The following is a 20332-nucleotide window of genomic DNA, read 5'->3' on the forward strand; positions in this document are numbered from 1 at the left end:
GGCATTCGCCCAAGCTTGTGAGTTGATTGGCGCCGTCCGGCACGGCACCAACACAAGAAGTGGAGGCGAGGAGAGCATCATGGGCATCGCACAGCGTGAGGTTAGCGTCGCGGGCACGTTGTGCCGGCTGATGAGCGCTGGCCTGGTGGGGCTCTCCCTCGGCATCGCTCCGGCGGTCGCCTCGCCGAACGGCGTTCCCGTGACCGCCAATGCGGGCATGGGCACGGGTGACGTCGGCCCCGGTGATGCCGCACCCTCGTCCGCCCGCGCCACGGGCGGCATCGATGGTGCCGGCAATTCCGCCCCGCTCACCACGCCCCTGCCGCCCGCCGCCGCACCGGCTTACGCGCCCGCAGCCACGCCCCGCGCTTCCGCGCCCTCGACCGTGGCGTCCCCGGTTCGCGGCGGCGTCGATTCCGCCGGCGATGGTGCCGCGCCGGCCGCGGCCCAGGTCAATCCGCCCCCCGTCCAGCCGGCTCCGGCCCAGACCGCGACGCCGGCTCCCGCGACGCCTGCCCCCGCCACTCCTCCCTCCGCGCCCCAGCCGGTGGAGGCCGCCGATCCGCTCGCGCCGGTGGGCGAGGCCATCGCCGCGCTGATCGCCACGCCCGAGGCCGTCACCACCTCCAAGAAGGAGCAGGAGGCGCTGGCGGCGTTCTACGGCGCTCGCCAGAACATGCCGGTGTTCGTCTCCGACACCGGGCTCGACGTGCGCGGCAAGGCGGTCATCGCCCGCCTCGACGCGGCCGGAGAGGACGGGCTAGATCCCTCCGATTATCAGGTTCCGCTGCCCAAGCGGGGCGCCACCGCCGCCGATCTCGCCCGCACCGAGCTGAAGATCGCGGTCGCGGCCATGACCTATGCCCGCCATGCGCAGGCCGGCCGCTTCGATCCTGGCCGGATCTCCTCGCTGGTCACGCCGGTGCGCGACATTCCCGACCCGACCGCAGCCCTGACCAAGGTCGCCTACGCGCCCGACGCCAACGCCGCCCTCGCCGCCTTCAACCCGCCCCATGCCGGCTACAAGGCGCTGAAGGCGCAGCTTGCCAGGGCCAACGGCAGCGCGCCCACCATCCCCGCCATTCCGCCCGGCCCGCAGGTGAAGCCCGGCGCCAGCGATCCGCGCATGCCCACCCTGCGCGCCCGCCTTGGCGTGACCGAGCGTCCGGGCAACGATCTTGTCTACGATCCGACGCTGGTGGATGCGGTGAAGGCGTTCCAGGAGTCGGCGAAGATCAAGCCCACCGGCATCATCGGACCGCAGACCCTGGCCGCGCTCAACGTGGGCGCCACCGGCGGCGGCGGCAGCCTGCGCAACGATGTCATCGCCAATATGGAGCGCTGGCGCTGGCTGCCGCGCGACCTCGGCGAAAAGAACGTGATGGTGAACATCCCCGAGTTCATGGTGCGCATCAACCAGGACGGCCGGGTGATCCACGAGACCCGCGTGGTGGTGGGCAAGCCGGAGACACCGACGCCGCTCCTCACCCGCGAGATGCAGTACATCGTGGTCAATCCGGCCTGGAACATCCCGCCGAGCATTGCCCGCAACGAGATGATGCCGCTGCTGCGCAGCGACCCCGGCGCCCTGGCCCGCCGCGGCATCCAGGTGGTGCGCAACGGTTCGGGCGGCTATTCGTTCCGGCAGGATCCGGGCGAGCGGAACGCTTTGGGGCGCATCAAGTTCATGTTCCCCAACGACCACTCGGTCTACCTGCACGACACGCCGTCCAAGGCGCTGTTCCAGAACGACCGCCGCGCCTACAGCCACGGCTGCGTGCGCGTTTACGAGCCGCTCAAGTTCGGCGAGGTCATCTTCGACATGGGCCTGCCGGGCGACACCTGGAGCGAGCAGCGCATCGCCAAGATGTTCGGCGGCTCGGAGCGCTACATCAATCTGAAGCAGCGCTTCCCGGTCCACATCGTCTATTTCAATGCCTTTGTGGACGGCTCCGGGCGCCTCGTGATGCGCGAGGATCTCTACGGCATCAACGCCGCGACCAAGACGTTCCTCGGGCTCGACGGCAAGCAGCGAATCGCCGACAGCGCGACGCCCAAGACCGCGCCCCGCGCGCGCTGAACCCGCTGGCAACGCAACCGACCGTAAAGGCCCGCTCCGGCGGGCCTTTCTTTTTTATCAATGCGTTAACTCGGCCACCCGCCACGGTTCTGCGACAACCTGCCGCGATTTTGCCGGAAAAGTCAGCGCTACTGCCCCTTGCCTGATGCGCCACGGCCACAGCCTCAGGTCAGGCTTGGCACGTTTTCGCCATACTCCGCCGCTACTCACGGGACCGTGACCGAAGGCGAGGCCCGCTGCCCTCTTCGGCGCGCTGGGGGAGCCGGGTGTCAACGCACCCTTAACCGAACCCGACAAGACTCTGTCTCCATCGCTTCGCGGCAACAGTCGCGAAGCCCTTGAAATCTGAGCCTCGGGTTCGAGACATTGGCCATCCGCACCACGCCTGAAACCGCCCGCCCCCCGCGCCGCTGCCGCGGCCCTCGCGGTCGGTCCGCCTTTCAGGCGTTCCTCCCGGCCCTCGCCATGGCGGGAAGTCTCGTCCTCGCCGGCACCACTTCGCTGCAGAATGCGGTCGCCAACGGCGACACCCGCACCATCACCCTGCACCACACCCATTCCGGCGAAAACGGCAGCTTCACCTTCAAGAAGGACGGCCGCTACGACCCGGCGGTTCTCGCCCAGCTGAACCATTTCCTGCGTGACTGGCGCAACCAGAAGTCGACGCAGATGGACCCCCAGCTGTTCGACATCGTCTGGGAAGTCTACCGGGAGGTGGACGCCACCGCGCCGATCCAGATCGTCTCGTCTTACCGGTCGCCGGAAACCAACTCCATGCTGCGCTCCCGCTCCAGCGGCGTGGCGAAGTTCTCCCAGCACATGCTGGGCAAGGCGATGGACTTCTACATTCCCGGCGTGAACCTCACCGATCTGCGCGTCGCGGGCCTCAGGCTCCAGCGCGGGGGCGTCGGCTTCTATCCCACCTCCGGCTCCCCCTTCGTCCATATGGACACCGGCAGCGTGCGCCACTGGCCGCGCATGAGCCACGACCAGCTCGCCCGCGTCTTCCCGGACGGCAAGACCGTGCATGTGCCCACCGACGGGCGCCCGCTGGCGAAGTATGACGTGGCTCTGGCCGAGCTCCAGGCGCGCGGCTCCAAGCCCGGCGTGGGCGTCGCAAGCGGCGGCAAGAGCAAGAACTTCTTCGCCAGCCTGTTCGGCAAGAAGGATGCGGAGGACGACGAGGGCGGCGAAGCCCCGGCCGCGGCCTCCTCGACGGTGGCCTCCGCCGAAGACAGCGCACCCCGCGAGACGCCCGCCGCCGCGCCGGCCCGCGCGGTCCGCATGGCGTCCGCCACCATGCCGATTCCCCCGACCCGTCCGGCGGAGATCGTCGCCGGTGCCATGGTCAGCGCCCAGGCGACGCGCAACGGCTTCCTCGCCCCGCTGCCCCTGCCGCGCCCGGCGGAGGCCGATCGCGGGACGCGCACCGCCAGCCTCGGCGCGGCGCCGGTGCCGCTGCCCTCGGTCATCACGCGCGGAACGGACGGAGAGACGGGGCCGGTTCTCGGCTACGCCTCGGCTGGTTCGATGATGGATCAGCGCATGCCGCTCACCGGCGGCTTCATGGCCGGGGCACACGGGCACACGGCCTCCGTCGCGACCGCGCCGGTGGCCGCAAGCGCCCCCTCTCCCGGACGGCAGCGCACCAAGCTGTCGGAAATCGCCTTCGGGCGCCTGTTCCTGTCGCCGAGCCTGTCCAACGAGCTCTACCTGCGCGTGCCGGAGATGCGGCAGCTGGCGACCTTCATGGCGCCGCCGCGCGAGGTGGTGGCGACGGCCTTCTCGCGGGATGGCTCGTTCGGCCTCAAGGCCCGCTTCGCCGGCACCGCCGTGGCGGACCTGCCGACCTATGTGTTCCGTGCGCCGCAGGTGGCCTACAACACCTCGCGCATGTGAGCGAGGGCATGTGAGCGAGGGCGTGTGAGCGAGGCGAGCGGGATTCCCGCCCGCCGCCGTCAGACGAAAATGCCGAGCGCCTGCATATAGAGATCCACGATGGCCTCGTGCTCCTTGCGCTCGTCCACATCCTCCTTGCGGATCTTCAGGATGGTGCGCAGCGCCTTCACGTCGAAGCCGTTGGCCTTGGCTTCGGCGAACACGTCCTTGATGTCGTCGGCAATGGCCTTCTTCTCCTCCTCGAGGCGCTCGATGCGCTCGATGAAGGACTTGAGCTGTTCCTTGGCAAAGCCCGCGGGGGAATCTGTCACGTCTTCCGCCACCTGGACGGTCTCCTTGGGTTCCGTCGCGCGTCCGTCGAGGCCAAGCCGGGGCGGCGCGCGGGTCAAAGGGTGGAGCCGTCGCGGCTCCGGAGGGAAAGCTGATAGAGGCGGGCCGGACGGCGCGCGTCAAGGATGCGTCCCCGCTTTCCACCCTGTCCGCAATCCACAAGGGGGCCGCCCATCGCCGATGGAAGCACTTTCGTGAGCAAAGCCCCCACCCTGAGCATGGCCCTGGGTACCGTGGTGCTGACGCTCGGGGCGCTGGCCATGGGCGCCTCCGTGCTGTTCGTGCGTCTCGCGGACGTGGGACCGTTCGCCAGCGCCTTCTGGCGGGTGGCGCTCGCCCTGCCGCCGCTGGCGCTCTGGGCCGCCCTCGCGGAGGGAGCGCGCGCCTTCCGGCCCGACCGGCTCTCGCTGCTTGCCGGCGCCTTCTTCGCCGGAGATCTCTTCTTCTGGCACCTCGCCATCCTCGGCACGACGGTCGCCAATGCCACGGTGCTCGCCACCACCTCCCCCTTGTGGATCACCGCCTTCGCCGTGCTGGTGCTGCGCCAGAAGGTCTCCCGTGCGGGCCTTATCGGCCTCGCGCTGTGCATCGCGGGCGCGCTGGCGCTCGTGGGACGATCCTGGCAGTTCGACCCGCAGCATCTGCCCGGTGATGCGGCGGGGCTGGCGACGGCGGTGTTCTTCGCGGGCTATTTCCTCGCGGTGAGCCGGGCGCGCGCGGCGCGCGGTGCGGCGGCCATCACTTTCGTCTCCACTGCCACCACCGCGCTGATCCTGCTGATGGTGGCGCTCGTCGCCGAGCCGACCCTCTGGCCGGCCAGCACCAGCGGCGCGGCGGCGCTGGTGGCGCTGGCGCTCGTCTCGCAGGTGGGCGGGCAGGGGCTGATGGCGGTGGGCCTCGCCGCCGTGCCGCCGGCCTTCGGTGCCCTCGTCTTCTTCCTGGAGGTCGCCTCCGCCGCCGTGCTCGGCGCCCTGCTATTGGACGAGCCGCTCACCGCGCTTCAGGCGGCGGGCGGCGCCTTGATCCTCGCCGGCATCGTGGTCGCCCGCCCTCGCGCGCGAAAGGCGCGCAGCGCGGTTCCCCCACCCGCCACCGGCTACCGGGAGGGCAGGCATTGACGCCCCGCCGCGCAGAGGGCACACAACAGCCCATCATGCCCTTCGCTGCCACGCTCTTCCGCTTCGACGGCATGCCCGAACCCTGCGCGTCCGGCATCCCAACTCCGGAGCGGCAGGCCCGCCGTTCGCCAAGAAGTCCTGCGCCAAGAAGTCCTGCGCCAAGAAGTCCTGCGCCAAGACGCCGTTCGCCAAGACGCCTCGCGCTCCTCGTCGGCGCCACGCTCGCGCTCGGCATCGGCGCCACCCTCGTGCCGACCCCCGCCGCCGCCGAATTCCGGCTGTGCAACCGCACCCAGAGCCGGGTCGGCATCGCCCTCGGCTACAAGGAAGGCGACGCCTGGGCCACCGAAGGCTGGTGGAATGTCGCGGCCAACAGCTGCGAGACGCTGCTGCGCGGGGACCTCGCTGCCCGCTTCTATTACCTTTATGCGGTCGATTACGACCAGGGCGGCGAGTGGGCCGGCAAGGCCTACATGTGCACGCGGGAAAAGGAATTCACCATCAAGGGCGCCGAGGACTGCCTCGCGCGCGGCTTCGACCGCACCGGCTTCTTCGAAGTGGACACGCAGGAGCAGAAGTCCTGGACGGTTCAGCTCACGGAATCGAACCAGTCCAAGCAGAGCCAGGCCCCTGCCCCTCTGCCGCCGCCGGTGCCCCGCGCGAAGCCCTGAGACGGGTCAGATTCCGCGCCCCTCGACCTTGATGGTCAGCTGGCTCTCCAGCTCGCCGGCCCCATCGAGGCGCGGATTGACCGCCAGCGCCTGCCGCACCGCCTGCAACGCGCGCTTGTCGTCACCGAGATCACGCATGATGAGGGCGAGGCCGTAGAGCATGGCGAAGTGGCGCGGCTCGCGCGCCAGCACCTCCCGCATGTCCGCGAGGGCCGCTCCGTAATCGTCGCGCAGGTAGAAGATGGTCGCCCGGCGGCTGAGCGCGCCGATATAGTCGGGCTCGATCTCGATCACCGAATCCAGGAGCTGCAGGGCGAGCTCCGTCTCCTTCGCCTCGGCCGCCGCAGCGGCGCGGGCCATCAGGAGGTCGGCGCTGGGGCTGCCGGAATCGCCGAAGATCTGGTCCAGCCGGTCGGCGATCATCTTGGCGCTGCGATCGTCGGGGGCGACCTTGAGGGCGGCGAACAGGCCTTCTACCTGGCTGCGCTTGTCGCGGGGCAGGCGCGGCCGCGCGGGAGCCGGATCGGACGGCGCGGCGGCCGGAGGGCCCGGCTGCGGCATGGCCTTGTCGCCGCGCAATTGCTGCGCCTGCGCGAGGCCGCCGAGCATCGCAAGGGATAGCGCGGCGGCGAGGCCGAGACGGGCGGCACGGAGCGTGCGGCTGGCGGAAGCGGAATGCATCGCACGAGACATCATCGGCGAAGTGTCCGCCGCGACAGGGCGGCCGTCAACAGCCGCGCCGGCCACGGGGAGGCCCCGGGCCGGCGCGGCAGATCACATTTGCTCAAGAACCGACAGACCGGCCGAGGCCGGACGGGCTGATCAGCCCTGGCGCGCCTTGTAGCGCTTCTGGGTCTTGTTGATGATGTAGACGCGGCCCTTGCGGCGCACGAGACGGTTCTCGCGGTGGCGGCCGAGCAGCGACTTCAGGGAATTGCGGATCTTCATGACAAACTCGCTCGTGTCGAAATTCGGGGCCGACCGCGGCGCGCTTGCCGCGCGGCCTATCGACACCGGGAATTGCATCGGAGCCGGCGTGATAAGGGGCCGGAACCTCGATGTCAATGCGAGCAGCGGATTCCCGCCCCGACCCTTACGCCCGGTGGTAGGGATGCCCGGCGAGGATGGTGACCGCCCGATAGATCTGCTCCGCCAGCATCACGCGCACCAGCTGGTGGGGAAACGTCGCTGTGCCGTACGCGATCATGAGGGATGCCCGCGCCCGCACCTCTTCCCCCAGCCCGTCCGCTCCGCCGATGACGAAGGCGAGGGCGGCAAGCCCGCCGTCCCTGTCCGCCGCCATGCGACGGGCGAAGTCCTCGCTGGAGAGATGGCGCCCACGCGGATCGAGAACCACGATGCCGGCACCCGCCGGGATGGCCGCGAGGAGCGCTGTGGCTTCCTCGGCCATGCGGTCCTCGGCGCGTCGCGCGGCGGATTCGGCGATCTCGATCATGTCGCATGGGCCAAGCCCCAGCGGCCGGCCGGCGGGGCGGATGCGATCCACGTAGCGGGTCACGAGTTCGCGCTCCGCGCCGGCTTTCAGCCGGCCGACACAGGCGAGGACGAGGCGCACGTCGTCTAGAAACCCGCGGGAGCGCGAAACCGCATCAGGAGCGGGGCGTCCCGGCCCACATCTTCTCGATATTGTAGAAGTTGCGGACCTCGGGTTGGAAGACGTGGACGATCACGTCGTTCGCGTCGATGAGCACCCAGTCGCAGGCCGGCTGGCCTTCGACTCGCACCTGCTTGATCCCCACCGCCTTGAGCGCCTCGATGAGGTGCTCGGCGATGGCGCCCACATGCCGCTGCGAGCGGCCGGAGGCAACCACCATGTAATCGGCGATGGAGGTTTTGCCGCGCAGGTCGATGGAGACGATGTCCTCGGACTTGTCGTCTTCCAGCCGGGCTTGGACGAGGGCGAGGATTTCCGCAGCGTCGGGAAGCGCCTCGGAAACCTTGGCGTCTGAAACCGTGGCGGGCGGTGTCATCTCAGCGGCCGCCAGAAGTGCCGTCGTGGACAGGGATCCAAATCCTCTCGCTCAAGGCGACGGTCCAAACCGCCGCACCCCCTCAGAATGCCTGCAAATCAATGAATTTTCAAGACCTGTGGCGAGCGGTCTCGATTCGGCGGCCTTACCGCACCCCGCGCGCGGCCCGGATTCCCGTTGAAGACAGGGGGGATTTCAGCCCGTGGAGGAATACCCAGGCGGGCGGCGCGCAGTCCGCCAGGAGGCGGGCCTCATGCTCGCCGAGACGATAGCGCGCCAGCGCCTGCGCAGCCGGAGAGGCGGTGGCGGCGAGGCTCTGGCCCATGCGATCCACCACCGCGATGGGCACGAGATCCGCGATGCCCCGCCAATGCTGCCAGCGGTCGAAATGGGCGAGGTTGTCCGCCCCCATGATCCAGACGAAGCGCACGCCCGGCAGCCGCCGCACCAGATAGGCCAGCGTCTCGTAGGTGTAGCGGGTGCCGATGCCCGCCTCGAAGCCAGTGACGTCGATGCGCGGATGGCGCGCCACCGCGCGGGCGATGGCGATGCGCTCCTCCAGTGGCGGCAGGGCGCGATTGTCCTTCAGGGGATTGCCCGGCGTCACCAGCCACCACACCCGGTCGAGGCCGAGCCGGCGCAAGGCGAGGAGGCTCGCTGCCCGGTGCGCGCCGTGGGCGGGATTGAAGCTGCCCCCGAACAGCCCGACCCGCAGGCCCGGCGTGACGAAGGGCAGACGCCGCGCGGCACGCGGCGTCACGGGCTCCACGACGGGGCCGTAGGATGTCACGGGCGGGTCTGTCCCGACCCGTGAATGCGGTACTTGAAGGAGGTGAGCTGCTCGGCGCCCACCGGGCCGCGCGCATGCATTCGCCCCGTGGCGATGCCGATCTCGGCCCCGAAGCCGAACTCGCCGCCATCGGCGAACTGGGTGGAGGCGTTGTGCAGCACGATGGCGCTGTCCACCTCGGCGAGGAAGCGATCGGCCGCCGCCGCATCCTCGGTGACGATGGAATCGGTGTGATGAGAACCGTGCGCCTCGATATGGGCGATGGCGTCGCCAACCCCGTCCACCACCTTCGCGGCGATGATGGCGTCGAGATATTCCGTGTCCCAATCCTCGGGGACGGCGGGCTTCACGCGCCCATCCACCGCCTGAACCTCGGCATCGCCGCGGATCTCGCAGCCGGCGTCGATCAGAATCTCCACCAGCGGCTTGAGGTGCGTTCCGGCCACCGCCCGGTCCACCAGAAGCGTCTCGGCCGCGCCGCAGACGCCGGTTCGACGCATCTTGGCGTTCAGCACCACGGTCTTCGCCATGTCGAGGTCGGCCGCCTTGTCCACATAGACGTGGTTGATGCCGTCGAGATGGGCGAAGACGGGCACGCGGGCATCGCTCTGGACGCGGGCGACGAGGCTCTTGCCCCCGCGCGGCACGATCACGTCCACGGTGTTGCCAAGGCCGGCCAGCATGTGGCCCACGGCCGCGCGGTCCGGCACGCTCACGAACTGCACGGCATCCTCCGGCAGCCCGGCGGCCGTGAGGCCGGCCACTAAGGCCCGGTGGATGGCGCCGGAGGAGGCGAGGCTGTCCGAGCCGCCACGCAGGATCACCGCATTGCCGGCCCGCAGGCAAAGGGCAGCGGCGTCCGCCGTCACGTTGGGCCGGCTCTCGTAGATGACGCCGATGACGCCGAGCGGCGTGCGCACGCGCTCGATGATCAGGCCGTTGGGACGCGTCCAGCGCTCGGTGACGAGGCCGATGGGATCTGCCAGCGCGGCCACCTGCTCCACGCCCTCGGCCATGGCCTCCACCCGCGCGGGAGTGAGGGTGAGCCGGTCAAGGAAGGAGCCGGTCATGCCGTCCGCCGTGGCCTTGGCCACATCGTCGGCATTGGCGGCAAGGATCTCCGGCGCAGCCGCGCGGATGGCGGCGGCGGCGGCATGGAGCGCCTGCGTCTTCTGCTCCGGCGCGGCGAGGGCGAGGGTGCGCGCGGCGGCGCGGGCGCGCCTGCCCATGTCGCGCATCATTGCCTCCAGTTCCGCCGGCGGCACGGAGCGACCCGCAGAGGCGGCGGCATCGGTGCGGAGGGCGGAGGCGGTGGACATGGCGGTTCTCGCGACGGAAAGGACGATGTTGTCCCTATAGATAGGGGCGCCGCCTTCCCTAGCACGTCATGCGGACGATGCGACAGGTCCGCGCGGTGCCGGCTCCTCCCGGACTTGTCAACGGATGGCGGCCCGCAAGCGTGGCAAGAGGCTGGCCATGTCGTCCCGCTGCGAGGCCCCATGCGCGCATTCATCCTTGTCCTTCTCGCCGGCCTCGCCGCCGCTCCGGCCGCCCATGCGCAAGCCGGCCAAGGCCAGACCCCCCAAAAACCGGAGGGTCCCCTGCCCCACGCCCGTCCCGCACGGGGCGGCGGAACCATCGCCGAGGCGACCCTGGTGGGTCCGACGGCCCGCTACCGGCATTTCGTGCTGGGTGCCCCGGTGGAGGCGGCCGGCCTCTCGGTGCGCATGCGTGACGGCCGCGTGCTGGTTCTGCGGCTGCCGGACGAGGAGGTGTTCGAGGACCGGCGCCCGCGCCTGGCCGACCTGGATGGCAACGGGCGCGACGAGGTGGTGCTGGTGCGCTCGTCCAGCCGTACCGGCTCTGCCCTCGTGGTGGTGGGCGAGCGCAACGGCGCCCTCGCCGTCATCGCGGAAGGCCCGGCCACCGGCGCGCCCCAGCGCTGGCTGAATCCGGCGGGCATTGCCGATTTCGATGGCGATGGCCGTCTCGACATCGCTTATGTGCAGCAGCCCCATGCGGTGGGACGCCTGCGGGTGTTCACCCTGCGCGGCGGCGCACTGGTCGAGATCGCCGCAACCGGCGACACCTCCAACCATGTGGCGGGGTCCCCGGAGATGGGCCTTGCGGCGGTGGCGGACTTCGACGGCGACGGCGTAGCGGATCTGGCGGTGCCCAGCTTCGACCGCCGGCGCCTGCGCTTCCTCGCCTTCAAGGCCGGGGTGCACGAGATCGCCTCCCGTCCCCTTCCGGCGCCCGCGGCGGGGGATTTCACCCTCGCCACCGTGAACGGCAAGCCCGCCGTAGACGTCGCCCTCGCCGGCGGCCGCCGCGTGACGCTCACGCCCTGAGGCGAGGGACCGCATCCGTCTCCAGGTGCCGCCGCCCTCCTCCGGCCGTCACTCCACCCCAAGCGCCAGATCGTCCCGGTGCACCATCTCGGAGCGCCCCTTCACGCCCAGCAGCGCCTCAATCTCCGAGGTGGAGTGGCCCATGATGCGGGCGGCGTGGGTGGAATCGTAGGCGACAAGGCCGCGCCCGACTTCGGCGCCGTCGGGACCGCGCAGCACCACGGCGTCGCCGCGGTCGAACAGGCCGTCGATGCGCTTCACGCCGGCCGGCAGAAGACTCGCCCCACGCCGGAGCGCCGCCACCGCGCCGTCATCGAGATGCAGCGTGCCGCGCGGCTCCAGCGCCCCGGCAATCCAGCTCTTGCGGGCGCGCACGGGATTGGCGGAGGTGAGGAACCAGGTGCAGCGCCCGCCCTCCATGATGCGCTTCAGCGGATTCTTCACATGGCCGGAGGCGATCACCATGTGGGTGCCGGCGGAGGTGGCGATCTTGCCGGCCTCGATCTTGGTGCGCATGCCGCCGCGCGACAGCTCGGAGCCTGCATCCCCCGCGATGGCCTCGATCTCGGCGCCGATGCGCGGCACCACCGGGATCAGCGTCGCGTTGGGGTCCTGCGCCGGCGGAGCGGTGTAGAGGCCGTCGATGTCGGACAGCAGCACCAGCAGGTCCGCGCTCGCCATGGTGGCGACGCGGGCGGCGAGGCGGTCGTTGTCGCCGTAGCGGATTTCGGTGGTAGCGACCGTGTCGTTCTCGTTGATGATCGGCACGGAGCGCAGTTCCATCAGACGGCCAAGCGTGGAGCGCGCGTTGAGATAGCGGCGGCGCTCCTCGGTATCCCCCAGCGTCAGCAGCACCTGCCCGGCGGTGATGTTGTAATGGCCGAGAATGTCCGCCCAGGTCTTGGAGAGCGCGATCTGCCCCACCGCGGCGGCGGCCTGGCTGTCCTCCAGCTTCAGCGGCCCGGACGGCAGGCCGAGCACGGTGCGCCCCAGCGCGATGGCGCCGGAGGAGACCACCATCACCTCGCAGCCCTTGGCGTGCAAAGCGGCGATGTCCTCCACCAGCGAGGTCAGCCAGGCGAGGCGCACCCGGCCCTGCGCCCGGTCCACCAGAAGGGCCGAGCCCACCTTGATGACGATGCGGCGGAAATCGGCGAAGGCGGGCGTCTTCGCCGGCGCGTCGGCAACGGACTCGGACGAGGCGGACTCGGAAAAAGCCATGGACCTGTGAACCGGCAGGGCACCTCAGGCGTGCGCGCGGCGCACGTCGGTGCGGGAGAATTCCTCCCCCTTGAAGAGGAGGGGCACATCATGCGCCTTGGCCACGGCATAGGCCATGCAGTCCCCGAAGTTCAAGCCCGCCGGGTGCCGGCCCTTGCCGAAGCGGTCGAAGGCGAGGCTCGCGATCTCGTGCATCTTGAGCGAGAAGGCCACCGGGTGGATCGACGGGCGGCGCGTGAGGGCCTCGACAAACGGTCCAGCCGCCTCACCGATGCGGCTGGACAGGGCCAGCCGCGTTTCAAGAAGCGTGGGCGTCCCGACCAGGGCCTCGGCGCGCGCGATCGCCCGCGCGAAGGCGTCCGCCTCCGGCTCGCCGAGCGCCATGGCCACGATGGCCGACGTGTCCAGCGCGATCATATGGGCAGGCCATATTCGTCATACATGTCGGAGTGGTCGGAGACCGCCCCCTCCTTCGCACGCTGCGCTGCAGAGCGTGCGAGTTGGCGCAAGGCCTCATATTCGGCCTGCTGCTCGGGCGTAAGCGCGGTGTCGGAGGACAAGGCCGCGTCGTAGGCCCGCAAGGCGTTCACGACGACCTCGGTCACCGGCCGCCCCTGCCGGCGTGCCAGCCGCTGCGCCGTCTCAAACGCCTCGTCGCTGCGGATGTTGAGCTGTCTTGCCATGATGCTAGCATCTCCTTTCGAGATGCTAGCAAAAATGCCTGTCCGTGTCGCGCTCGCGTCGCAACGCGCTCAGGGCCGCCAGCCATCCCGCGGCGCGGCCTCTTCCTTCTCGACGCCGCGGGCCTCCTCCACCACCGAAAGAAGCGCCCTCAGCGCCTCCGGCACGCCTTGACCCGAGGTGGCGGAGAGGAGCAGCGGCTTCTTCTTCGCGGCGCGCTGGAGACGCTCCTTCTGCTGCTTGAGCAGTTCGGGCGAGAGGGCGTCCACCTTGGAGAGGGCGACGATCTCCGGCTTCTCGTCGAGCCCGTTGCCATAGGCGGCAAGCTCGGCGCGGACGGTCTTGTAGGCCTTGCCGGCGTGCTCGGACGTGCCGTCCACCAGGTGCAGCAGCGCGCGGCAGCGCTCCACATGGCCGAGGAAGCGGTCGCCGATGCCGACGCCCTCGTGGGCGCCCTCGATCAGGCCGGGAATGTCGGCGAGCACGAACTCGCGCCCGTCCACCCGCACCACGCCGAGGCCGGGATGCAGCGTGGTGAAGGGATAATCGGCGATCTTGGGCTTCGCCGCCGTGGTCGCAGCGAGGAAGGTGGACTTGCCGGCATTGGGCAGACCGACGAGGCCGGCGTCGGCGATCAGCTTCAGGCGAAGCCAGATCCAGCGTTCCTGACCTTCGAGACCCGGGTTGGCGCGGCGGGGGGCCTGGTTGGTGGAGGTCTTGAACTGGGCGTTGCCGAAGCCGCCGTTGCCACCTTCCAGAAGCTTGATGCGCTGGCCGACCTCGGTCATGTCGGCGAGGATGGTCTCCTCATCCTCATCGAGGATCTGGGTACCGGCCGGCACCTTCAGCACCACATCGGCGCCCTTGGCGCCGGTGCATCTGGCACCCCGGCCGTGGTCGCCCTTCTTGGCCTTGAAATGCTGCTGATAGCGGTAGTCGATCAGCGTGTTGAGGCCGTCCACGCACTCGATCCACACGTCACCGCCGCGTCCGCCGTCGCCGCCATCGGGACCGCCGAACTCGATGAACTTCTCGCGCCGGAACGAGACGCACCCCGCCCCGCCGTCACCGGAGCGCACATAGACCTTGGCCTGATCGAGGAATTTCATGGGTTCGAGGTAGACGCGCGCAATGTGGAACGCAAGGGGAGAAACCCCCTTTGACCTTTCCCGCGCGCCGGACCAAAAGACGAACATGAGCCCGCGCACCGTCGACGTCCTGCTCCCCCTCGGCCTCGACGCCGCCTATTCCTACCTCCTGCCCGAGGGGATGGAGGTGTCGCCCGGCGACCTCGTGCATGTGCCGCTCGGTACCAAGAGCGTCATCGGCGTGGTCTGGCCGCGCGCGCAGGCGGCCGGCGGCAAGGCGGTGGAGGCCGGCAAGCTGAAGGCGGTGAAGGCGAAGCTCGATTACGTGCCGCTGCCGCCCGACCTCATCCGGCTGATCGACTGGATGGCCGACTATACGCTGGCGCCGCGCGGCATGGTGCTGCGCATGGCGCTGCGCCACGGCGAGAGCCCGGGCGCGGCGCGCGAGCGGGTTGGCGTGCGCCTCTCCGGATCAACACCGGCACGCATAACGGCCGCCCGCGCGCGGCTTCTGGACACGCTCGCGGACGGTTTCGTGCGCGGCAAGACCGAAGCAGCGCGGGAGGCCGGCGTCTCCCCCTCCGTGGTGGACGGGCTGGTGGATGACGGCACGCTGGAAGCCGTCGTTCTGCCGCCCGAGCCCGCCGCCTATCCGCCCGATCCCGACCATTCCGTGCCCGAACTCTCGCAGCCGCAGGCGGAGGCGGCGCAGGCCATGGTCGCCGCGGTGAAGGCGAAGACGTTCGCCGTGCACCTGCTCGACGGCGTGACCGGCTCCGGCAAGACGGAGACCTATTTCGAGGCGGTGGCGGAGGCGATCCGCGCCGGACGGCAGGCGCTGATCCTGCTGCCGGAAATCGCCCTCACCCAGGCCTTCCTCGACCGCTTCACCGAGCGCTTCGGCGTGAAGCCGGCGGAATGGCATTCGGGCGTCTCCACCCGACGCCGCGCCAAGGTGCTGAACGAGGTGGCCTCGGGACAGGTCAAGGTTGTGGCGGGGGCGCGCTCGGCCCTGTTCCTGCCCTTCCGCGATCTCGGCCTCATCATCGTCGATGAGGAGCACGACCCGGCCTACAAGCAGGAGGATGGCGTCTGTTACCACGCCCGCGACATGGCAGTGGTGCGGGCGCGCCTTGCGTCGGCACCCATCGTGCTGGCCTCGGCGACGCCCTCCATCGAGACCGAGGTGAACGCCCGGCGCGGCCGCTATCGGCGGCTGGCCCTCCCCGTGCGCTTCGGAGGCGCCAAGGTGCCTGGGCTCTCCCCCATCGACCTGCGCCGGGAAGGCCCGCCGCGCGGCCGCTGGATCGCGCCGCGGCTGGAGGCGGAGATCAACACGACGCTGGAGGCGGGCGAGCAGGCCCTCCTTTTCCTCAATCGCCGGGGCTATGCGCCACTCACTTTGTGCCGCTCCTGCGGCCACCGGATGCGCTGCCCCTCCTGCACCGCCTGGCTGGTGGAGCACCGCTTCCGCCGCCGCCTCACCTGCCACCATTGCGGCTATCAGGCCCCGGTGCCGGAGAAGTGCCCGGCCTGCGACGCGCCGGACAGCCTTGTCCCAGTCGGACCGGGCGTGGAGCGGCTTCAGGAGGAGGTGCAGACCCTCTTTCCAAATGCTCGCGCCCTCGTCCTCTCCTCGGACCTTCTGGGCGGGGTGGAGCGGATGCGGGCCGAGCTTGACGCGGTCGCCAAGGGCGATGTGGACGTGGTGGTGGGCACCCAGCTCGTCGCCAAGGGCCACAACTTCCCCGGCCTGGCCCTCGTGGGCGTGGTGGATGCGGATGTAGGCCTCGGCCATGGCGATCCCCGCGCCGCCGAGCGGACCTTCCAGCTGGTGCATCAGGTGGCGGGGCGCGCCGGGCGCGGCAAGGCGGAGGGGCGGGGCTTCATTCAGACCCATATGCCCGAGCATCCGGTGATGCGCGCGCTGGTGACGGGGGATCGCGATGCCTTCTACGACGTGGAGATCGCCTCCCGCGAGGAGGCACAGCTTCCGCCCTTCGGCCGCATGGCCGCGCTCATCGTCTCGGCCAGCGAGGCCCATGTGGCGGAGGGCCACGCCCGGCGCCTGGCGGTTTCCGCGCCCATCCTGCCCGGGGTGCGCATCCTGGGCCCGGCGGAAGCGCCCCTCGCCCTGCTCCGCGGACGCCACCGCTGGCGCCTGCTGGTCCGCTCGCCGCGCAATTTCGATCTGCCCGCCTATCTCAGGGAATGGCGGGCCGTGGCACCGAAGGTGACGGGCAACATCAAGGTCGCCATCGACGTGGACCCGCAGAGCTTCCTGTGAGCGGCACCATCGACGACGCCATCGACCGCCCGGCCGCCCGGCTCCTCGTGCTGGATGGCGAGGACCGGCTGCTGCTGTTCCGCTTCGCCTATGCCGAGGGCGCCCTGGCCGGGAACGTCTATTGGGCACCGCCCGGAGGGGGGCTGGAGCCGGGCGAGACTTATGAGGCTGCCGCCTGCCGCGAGCTTCTGGAGGAAACCGGCCTCGCCATCACCCATCCCGGCCCGACCGTCGCACGGCGCACGGTCTCGTTCGTGATGCCGGACGGGCGGCGCGTGCGGTCGGACGAGCGCTATTTCCTCGTGCGCGCGCCCGGCCTTGTGGTCTCGTCCGCCGGCTGGTCGGAGGATGAGCGCAAGGCGCTGGTGCACCATGCGTGGTGGACGAGGGACGCTCTGTCTTCCCTCACCGAGCAGGTCTGGCCCGAGGATGTCGCTGCCGTCCTGGCCGAGGCGGGTATCTGGCGCTGATGGTGCGTCAATGCCGGCGTCACGGCCCCGCTTGCTCGCGGCGCGGCGTTGGGCACAATCCGCCGCCATGCTCGCCCTCGCCGAATCAGCGGACCTCTCCCTCGCCCGGATCGACCTCCGGGGCGCGGAGCTGGAGCTTGACCCCTCCGGCGCCCTGCTCTGGCCGGACGAGCGGCTGATGGTGGTTGCGGACCTCCACCTCGAAAAGGGCTCCGCCTTCGCCCGGCGCGGACAGATGCTGCCGCCCTACGACACCCTCGACACGCTGAAGCGCCTCTCCGCCGTCGTTGCCCTGCACCAGCCGCGCATGGTGATCGCGCTGGGCGACAGCCTGCACGACCGCTGGGCCGGCGAGCGCATGGCGGACCCGCTGCGCGACGAGATCCGCCGCATCCAGACCGGCCGCACCTTCATCTGGATCGCCGGCAACCACGACCCCCTGCCCCACGATCTCGGCGGCGAAGGCACCGCCATGCTCGCCCTCGGCCCATTGCTGTTCCGTCATGAGCCGGAAGAGGGGCCGGCGCCGGGCGAGGTGTGCGGTCATCTGCATCCTGCGGCGCGCGTCGTGACGCGGGGACGAGGCGTGCGGCGCCGGTGTTTCGTCACTGATGGCAGCCGGATGATCCTGCCCGCCTTTGGCGCCTATGCCGGCGGGCTGAGCGTCGCCGATCCCGCCATCGCCCGTCTGTTCCCGGCGCGACGCTTCACCGCCCACCTGCTCGGGGCGGGGCGCACCTATGGCATGCCCGCTTCCGCCTGCCTCTGACCTGAGGGACGCTCAGCGGCGGCGGCGGATGCGGACATAGAGCGCGCCCTCCCCGCCATGGCGGCGCCCGGCGGATTCGAACCCCACCACCACGGCCCGCAGGTCCGGTTCTGCCAGCCACAGGGGCACCGCCCGCTTGAGCACGCCCCGGCCTTCGCCGAAGGCCGGGCCTGAACTCATCAGGCGTTCGGGATCACCCTTGCCGGTGATGACCAGAACCAGCGCATGGCCGCTCGCCTGCGCCTCCAAGAGGAACAGGCGCAGCCGGCGATGGGCGGCCGCCTGGGTGAGGCCGTGCAGGTCGAGGCGGGCATCCACTTCGGCCCCGCGCGTAAGCCGGCGGCGGGTCTTCGGCTCCAGCGCCGCGAGCGGCGGCGGCGGAGGCGCTGCGGGGGCGGCCACCTTGGGTGGCGTACCGGCCTTGGCTCTGGATTTCGGCTTCGCCTCCGGCGCGGGCTCGACCACCTGCGGAGGCTCCGGAGCCGGCGTCACCGGCGGCTGAGCCGCGACTGGCCTTTCGGGGCGGAGGCGCTTCACCGAGCGCACCACATGGTCCCAGAGCGCGCGCTCTTCCGCATCGAGCAGCCGGCGGCGGCCGCGGCGGCTCATGGCGCGCGGTCCGCGAAGCGCGGCACCAGCAGAGTGAATTTGCCGGCATGCCGCAGGCGCCCCGCCACCGCGCCCGCCGCATCGCCGGCCCCGAAATAGAGGTCCGCCCGCGCCGGACCGACGATGGCGGAGCCGGTATCCTGCGCGATCATCAGCCGGCGGAACGGCTCGGCCGTGCCGGGGCCGGACAGCGGCAGGTCCGCCTCCACGAAGATCGGCGTACCGTAGGTGTGAAGCTTCCGGTCCACCGCCAGCGACCGCCCCGCCGTGAGCGGCACGCCCTGCGCGCCCATCGCGCCCTGATCGTCGCCCATGGGCAGGACCTTGAAGAACACGAAGGATCGGTTCTCCCGCCGCAGCGCGCGACCGGCGTCGGGATCAGCCTCCATAAAGGCGCGGATGCGCGCCATGGACATCTCCTCCCGCGGGACGAGCCCCCGCTGGATGAGCAGCCGCCCGACCGGAAGATAGGGCTGGCCGTTGAAGCCGTCATAGCCCAGCCGCAGGATGCGGCCATCCGGAAGGCGGATGCGCGCGGAGCCCTGGATCTGCATGAAGAAGAGATCAATGGGGTCGCGAAGCCACGCGACCTCCAGCCCGCGGCCGGCCAGCGCGCCATCCTCGATGGCGGCGCGGTCGTGATAGGGCACGAGTGCGCCACCCTCGCGGCGGAAGGCCGGACCGGAATTGGGCGTCGGGCCGGGCGCCGCCATGATCAGATCGTCGGGGCGTCCATAGACCGGCACGTCGAAGCCGTTGCCGGGCTGGAGCGCGCCCGCCACTTCCGGCTCGTAATAGCCGGTGTAGTAGCCGCCCTCGCCGCCGTCCGGGATCACCCGCCACGGCCGGAAATTGGCCTCGAAGAACAGGCGGGCGAGGCGGGGCGCCGGTATCGACGGGCCGAGGCGAGCGGCAGCTGCGCAGGCATGGCGGAGGCCGCGCGCGAGCGTCGGCGCGGAGGCCGGACCCACCTCGGCCGGCGGCGTCTTCAACGCCGCGCAGCTGGCGCGAAAGGTGGCGAAGGCGGCGGCGTGGTCGTCGGCCGCCCACCCGTCGAGGGCAGCGAAGGCCACCGGCTCGAGCCGGGCGCCGGGCACGGCCGGAACGACGGGCTGGAGCGACATGGCCGGCAGGTTCGAGCGAGAGACAACAGGTTCGGCGGCGACAGCGGGGGTCACGGCGACGAGCACGGCGACGATCCCGGCGAGGGCCGGGCGCCGCACGCCGGCTATGACGGCGCGCGCCGGAGCCATGGCCTACTGGGCGGCTTCCGTGGCCACCAGCTTCCAGTTGGGGTCGCGCGTGCCGAGATCCCGGGCGAACGTCCACACGTCGGTCACATCGGCCACCATGTCGGGGCTGCCGTCCACCACCGTGCCGTCCGGACCGCGCGTGACGGAAATGAGCTTGGACACAAAGCGCACGGTCAGCTGCGCGTTGGTGCCGCGCACGGTCACATCCTGCAGATCGGCGGACTCGATGGAGACGAAGCGCGATTCCATCGTCTCCTTGCGGCTCTCGCGATCGGCGATGGCGGCGACGAAGCCGTCATAGACGTCCTTGGCCAGAAGATCCTTCAGCTGGCGACGGTCGCCGGCGGCGAAGGCGTTGACGATCATCTCGTAGGCCGCGCGCGCGCCGGTCAGGAAGTGCTTGGCGTCGAAGTCCGGCTCGACGCGGGCGATCTCATCGAGGGCGGCGGCGGTCGCGGAGCCCTCCGCCGCGACACCTTCCCAGCGGAAGGCCGCAGGCTCCACCTCGACCGGCGACGGCGCACCCGGCGGCGTTCCGTTGCGCTCGGGCAGGCTCACGACATTGCCTTCCGGCGTCGGCTGAGGCGGACGAGCGGTATCGCGGGAATAGGGATCGTAGGGCGGCCGCTCGCGGCCCGTCCTCTGCCCCAGAACGCTGCGCAGCCGCACGAAGATGAAGACCGCGAGGGCCAGGAAGATGATCGTGTAGATATCGAACACTGCG

Annotated in this window: 22 protein-coding genes; 8 read left to right on the top strand and 14 right to left on the bottom strand. The window is 70.6% G+C overall.

Features of this window, described 5'->3' with window-relative positions:
* Positions 1 to 79: 79 nt before the first annotated feature.
* Positions 80 to 2080, top strand: a complete 2001-nt coding sequence (locus tag V5F63_RS24210; protein ID WP_394102860.1) for a L,D-transpeptidase family protein — start codon at positions 80 to 82, stop codon at positions 2078 to 2080.
* Between the two features lie 465 nt (positions 2081 to 2545).
* On the top strand, positions 2546 to 3979 hold the full coding sequence (locus V5F63_RS24215; RefSeq protein WP_394102859.1) for a peptidoglycan L,D-endopeptidase MepK: 1434 nt from the start codon (positions 2546 to 2548) through the stop codon (positions 3977 to 3979).
* A gap of 59 nt (positions 3980 to 4038) precedes the next feature.
* On the opposite strand, the gene V5F63_RS24220 is transcribed toward V5F63_RS24215, so the two are convergent.
* Positions 4039 to 4290 (bottom strand): DUF2312 domain-containing protein, encoded by a 252-nt coding sequence (locus V5F63_RS24220; protein ID WP_394030185.1) that lies wholly within the window; start codon positions 4288 to 4290, stop codon positions 4039 to 4041.
* 213 nt (positions 4291 to 4503) lie between these two features.
* Between V5F63_RS24220 and V5F63_RS24225 the strand changes: the two genes are divergently transcribed.
* Positions 4504 to 5427 (top strand): DMT family transporter, encoded by a 924-nt coding sequence (locus V5F63_RS24225; protein WP_394102858.1) that lies wholly within the window; start codon positions 4504 to 4506, stop codon positions 5425 to 5427.
* Positions 5428 to 5462: 35 nt separating this feature from the next.
* On the top strand, positions 5463 to 6098 hold the full coding sequence (locus V5F63_RS24230) for a DUF1036 domain-containing protein (RefSeq protein WP_394102857.1): 636 nt from the start codon (positions 5463 to 5465) through the stop codon (positions 6096 to 6098).
* Positions 6099 to 6104: 6 nt separating this feature from the next.
* On the opposite strand, the gene V5F63_RS24235 is transcribed toward V5F63_RS24230, so the two are convergent.
* The 6 genes from V5F63_RS24235 to V5F63_RS24260 form a co-directional block, all read right to left on the bottom strand.
* Complete coding sequence (locus V5F63_RS24235) at positions 6105 to 6779, bottom strand: hypothetical protein (protein WP_394102856.1); 675 nt, start codon at positions 6777 to 6779, stop codon at positions 6105 to 6107.
* Positions 6780 to 6920: 141 nt separating this feature from the next.
* Positions 6921 to 7046 carry a type B 50S ribosomal protein L36 gene (gene ykgO / locus V5F63_RS24240; protein ID WP_024276737.1) on the bottom strand — a complete coding sequence of 42 codons (126 nt, stop codon included), beginning with the start codon at positions 7044 to 7046 and terminating at the stop codon, positions 6921 to 6923.
* A gap of 145 nt (positions 7047 to 7191) precedes the next feature.
* A complete protein-coding gene (gene rlmH / locus V5F63_RS24245; protein WP_394102855.1) occupies positions 7192 to 7674 on the bottom strand; it encodes a 23S rRNA (pseudouridine(1915)-N(3))-methyltransferase RlmH in 483 nt (160 codons plus the stop codon).
* Positions 7675 to 7708: 34 nt separating this feature from the next.
* Positions 7709 to 8089, bottom strand: a complete 381-nt coding sequence (gene rsfS / locus V5F63_RS24250; protein ID WP_209486673.1) for a ribosome silencing factor — start codon at positions 8087 to 8089, stop codon at positions 7709 to 7711.
* A gap of 145 nt (positions 8090 to 8234) precedes the next feature.
* Positions 8235 to 8879, bottom strand: coding sequence for a nicotinate-nucleotide adenylyltransferase (locus tag V5F63_RS24255; protein WP_348634279.1), 645 nt, complete (start codon positions 8877 to 8879; stop codon positions 8235 to 8237).
* Complete coding sequence (locus V5F63_RS24260; RefSeq protein WP_394102883.1) at positions 8876 to 10120, bottom strand: glutamate-5-semialdehyde dehydrogenase; 1245 nt, start codon at positions 10118 to 10120, stop codon at positions 8876 to 8878. Before V5F63_RS24260 ends, V5F63_RS24255 begins: the two co-directional genes overlap by 4 nt.
* Positions 10121 to 10378: 258 nt before the next feature.
* Between V5F63_RS24260 and V5F63_RS24265 the strand changes: the two genes are divergently transcribed.
* Entirely contained in the window at positions 10379 to 11230 is an 852-nt protein-coding gene (locus tag V5F63_RS24265; RefSeq protein ID WP_394102854.1) for an FG-GAP repeat domain-containing protein, read from the top strand.
* A gap of 48 nt (positions 11231 to 11278) precedes the next feature.
* Here V5F63_RS24265 and proB read toward each other — a convergent pair whose 3' ends face one another.
* The 4 genes from proB to obgE form a co-directional block, all read right to left on the bottom strand.
* The gene (gene proB, locus V5F63_RS24270) at positions 11279 to 12451 is read right to left on the bottom strand and encodes a glutamate 5-kinase (RefSeq protein WP_209486689.1); all 1173 of its coding nucleotides are present in this window, start codon (positions 12449 to 12451) and stop codon (positions 11279 to 11281) included.
* Positions 12452 to 12475: 24 nt separating this feature from the next.
* Positions 12476 to 12868 carry a type II toxin-antitoxin system VapC family toxin gene (locus V5F63_RS24275; RefSeq protein ID WP_394102853.1) on the bottom strand — a complete coding sequence of 131 codons (393 nt, stop codon included), beginning with the start codon at positions 12866 to 12868 and terminating at the stop codon, positions 12476 to 12478.
* A complete protein-coding gene (locus tag V5F63_RS24280) occupies positions 12865 to 13134 on the bottom strand; it encodes a type II toxin-antitoxin system VapB family antitoxin (RefSeq protein WP_209486693.1) in 270 nt (89 codons plus the stop codon). Before V5F63_RS24280 ends, V5F63_RS24275 begins: the two co-directional genes overlap by 4 nt.
* 69 nt (positions 13135 to 13203) lie before the next feature.
* Entirely contained in the window at positions 13204 to 14241 is a 1038-nt protein-coding gene (obgE, locus tag V5F63_RS24285) for a GTPase ObgE (RefSeq protein WP_209486695.1), read from the bottom strand.
* An 85-nt stretch (positions 14242 to 14326) separates the two neighbouring features.
* On the opposite strand from obgE, the gene V5F63_RS24290 reads away from it, so the two are divergent.
* From V5F63_RS24290 to pdeM, 3 genes are all read left to right on the top strand, one after another.
* On the top strand, positions 14327 to 16507 hold the full coding sequence (locus V5F63_RS24290) for a primosomal protein N' (RefSeq protein WP_394102852.1): 2181 nt from the start codon (positions 14327 to 14329) through the stop codon (positions 16505 to 16507).
* The gene (locus tag V5F63_RS24295) at positions 16504 to 16977 is read left to right on the top strand and encodes an NUDIX hydrolase (protein WP_394102851.1); all 474 of its coding nucleotides are present in this window, start codon (positions 16504 to 16506) and stop codon (positions 16975 to 16977) included. The genes V5F63_RS24290 and V5F63_RS24295 overlap by 4 nt, the downstream gene beginning before the upstream one ends.
* Before the next feature lie 67 nt (positions 16978 to 17044).
* Entirely contained in the window at positions 17045 to 17746 is a 702-nt protein-coding gene (pdeM, locus tag V5F63_RS24300; protein ID WP_209486702.1) for a ligase-associated DNA damage response endonuclease PdeM, read from the top strand.
* 12 nt (positions 17747 to 17758) lie between these two features.
* Here the strand turns inward: pdeM and V5F63_RS24305 are convergent, their stop codons facing one another.
* Genes V5F63_RS24305 through V5F63_RS24315 form a run of 3 tightly spaced genes read right to left on the bottom strand, consistent with a single transcriptional unit; the run spans position 17759 to position 20328 of the window.
* On the bottom strand, positions 17759 to 18355 hold the full coding sequence (locus tag V5F63_RS24305) for a Smr/MutS family protein (protein WP_209486704.1): 597 nt from the start codon (positions 18353 to 18355) through the stop codon (positions 17759 to 17761).
* The gene (gene mltA / locus V5F63_RS24310; RefSeq protein ID WP_394102850.1) at positions 18352 to 19608 is read right to left on the bottom strand and encodes a murein transglycosylase A; all 1257 of its coding nucleotides are present in this window, start codon (positions 19606 to 19608) and stop codon (positions 18352 to 18354) included. The genes V5F63_RS24305 and mltA overlap by 4 nt, the downstream gene beginning before the upstream one ends.
* A 3-nt stretch (positions 19609 to 19611) precedes the next feature.
* Positions 19612 to 20328 carry a Tim44/TimA family putative adaptor protein gene (locus V5F63_RS24315; protein WP_348634281.1) on the bottom strand — a complete coding sequence of 239 codons (717 nt, stop codon included), beginning with the start codon at positions 20326 to 20328 and terminating at the stop codon, positions 19612 to 19614.
* Positions 20329 to 20332: the final 4 nt, after the last annotated feature.

The organism is Xanthobacter wiegelii (genome assembly GCF_043193855.2).
In the GTDB taxonomy this organism is placed as follows: Bacteria; Pseudomonadota; Alphaproteobacteria; order Rhizobiales; family Xanthobacteraceae; genus Xanthobacter; species Xanthobacter flavus_A.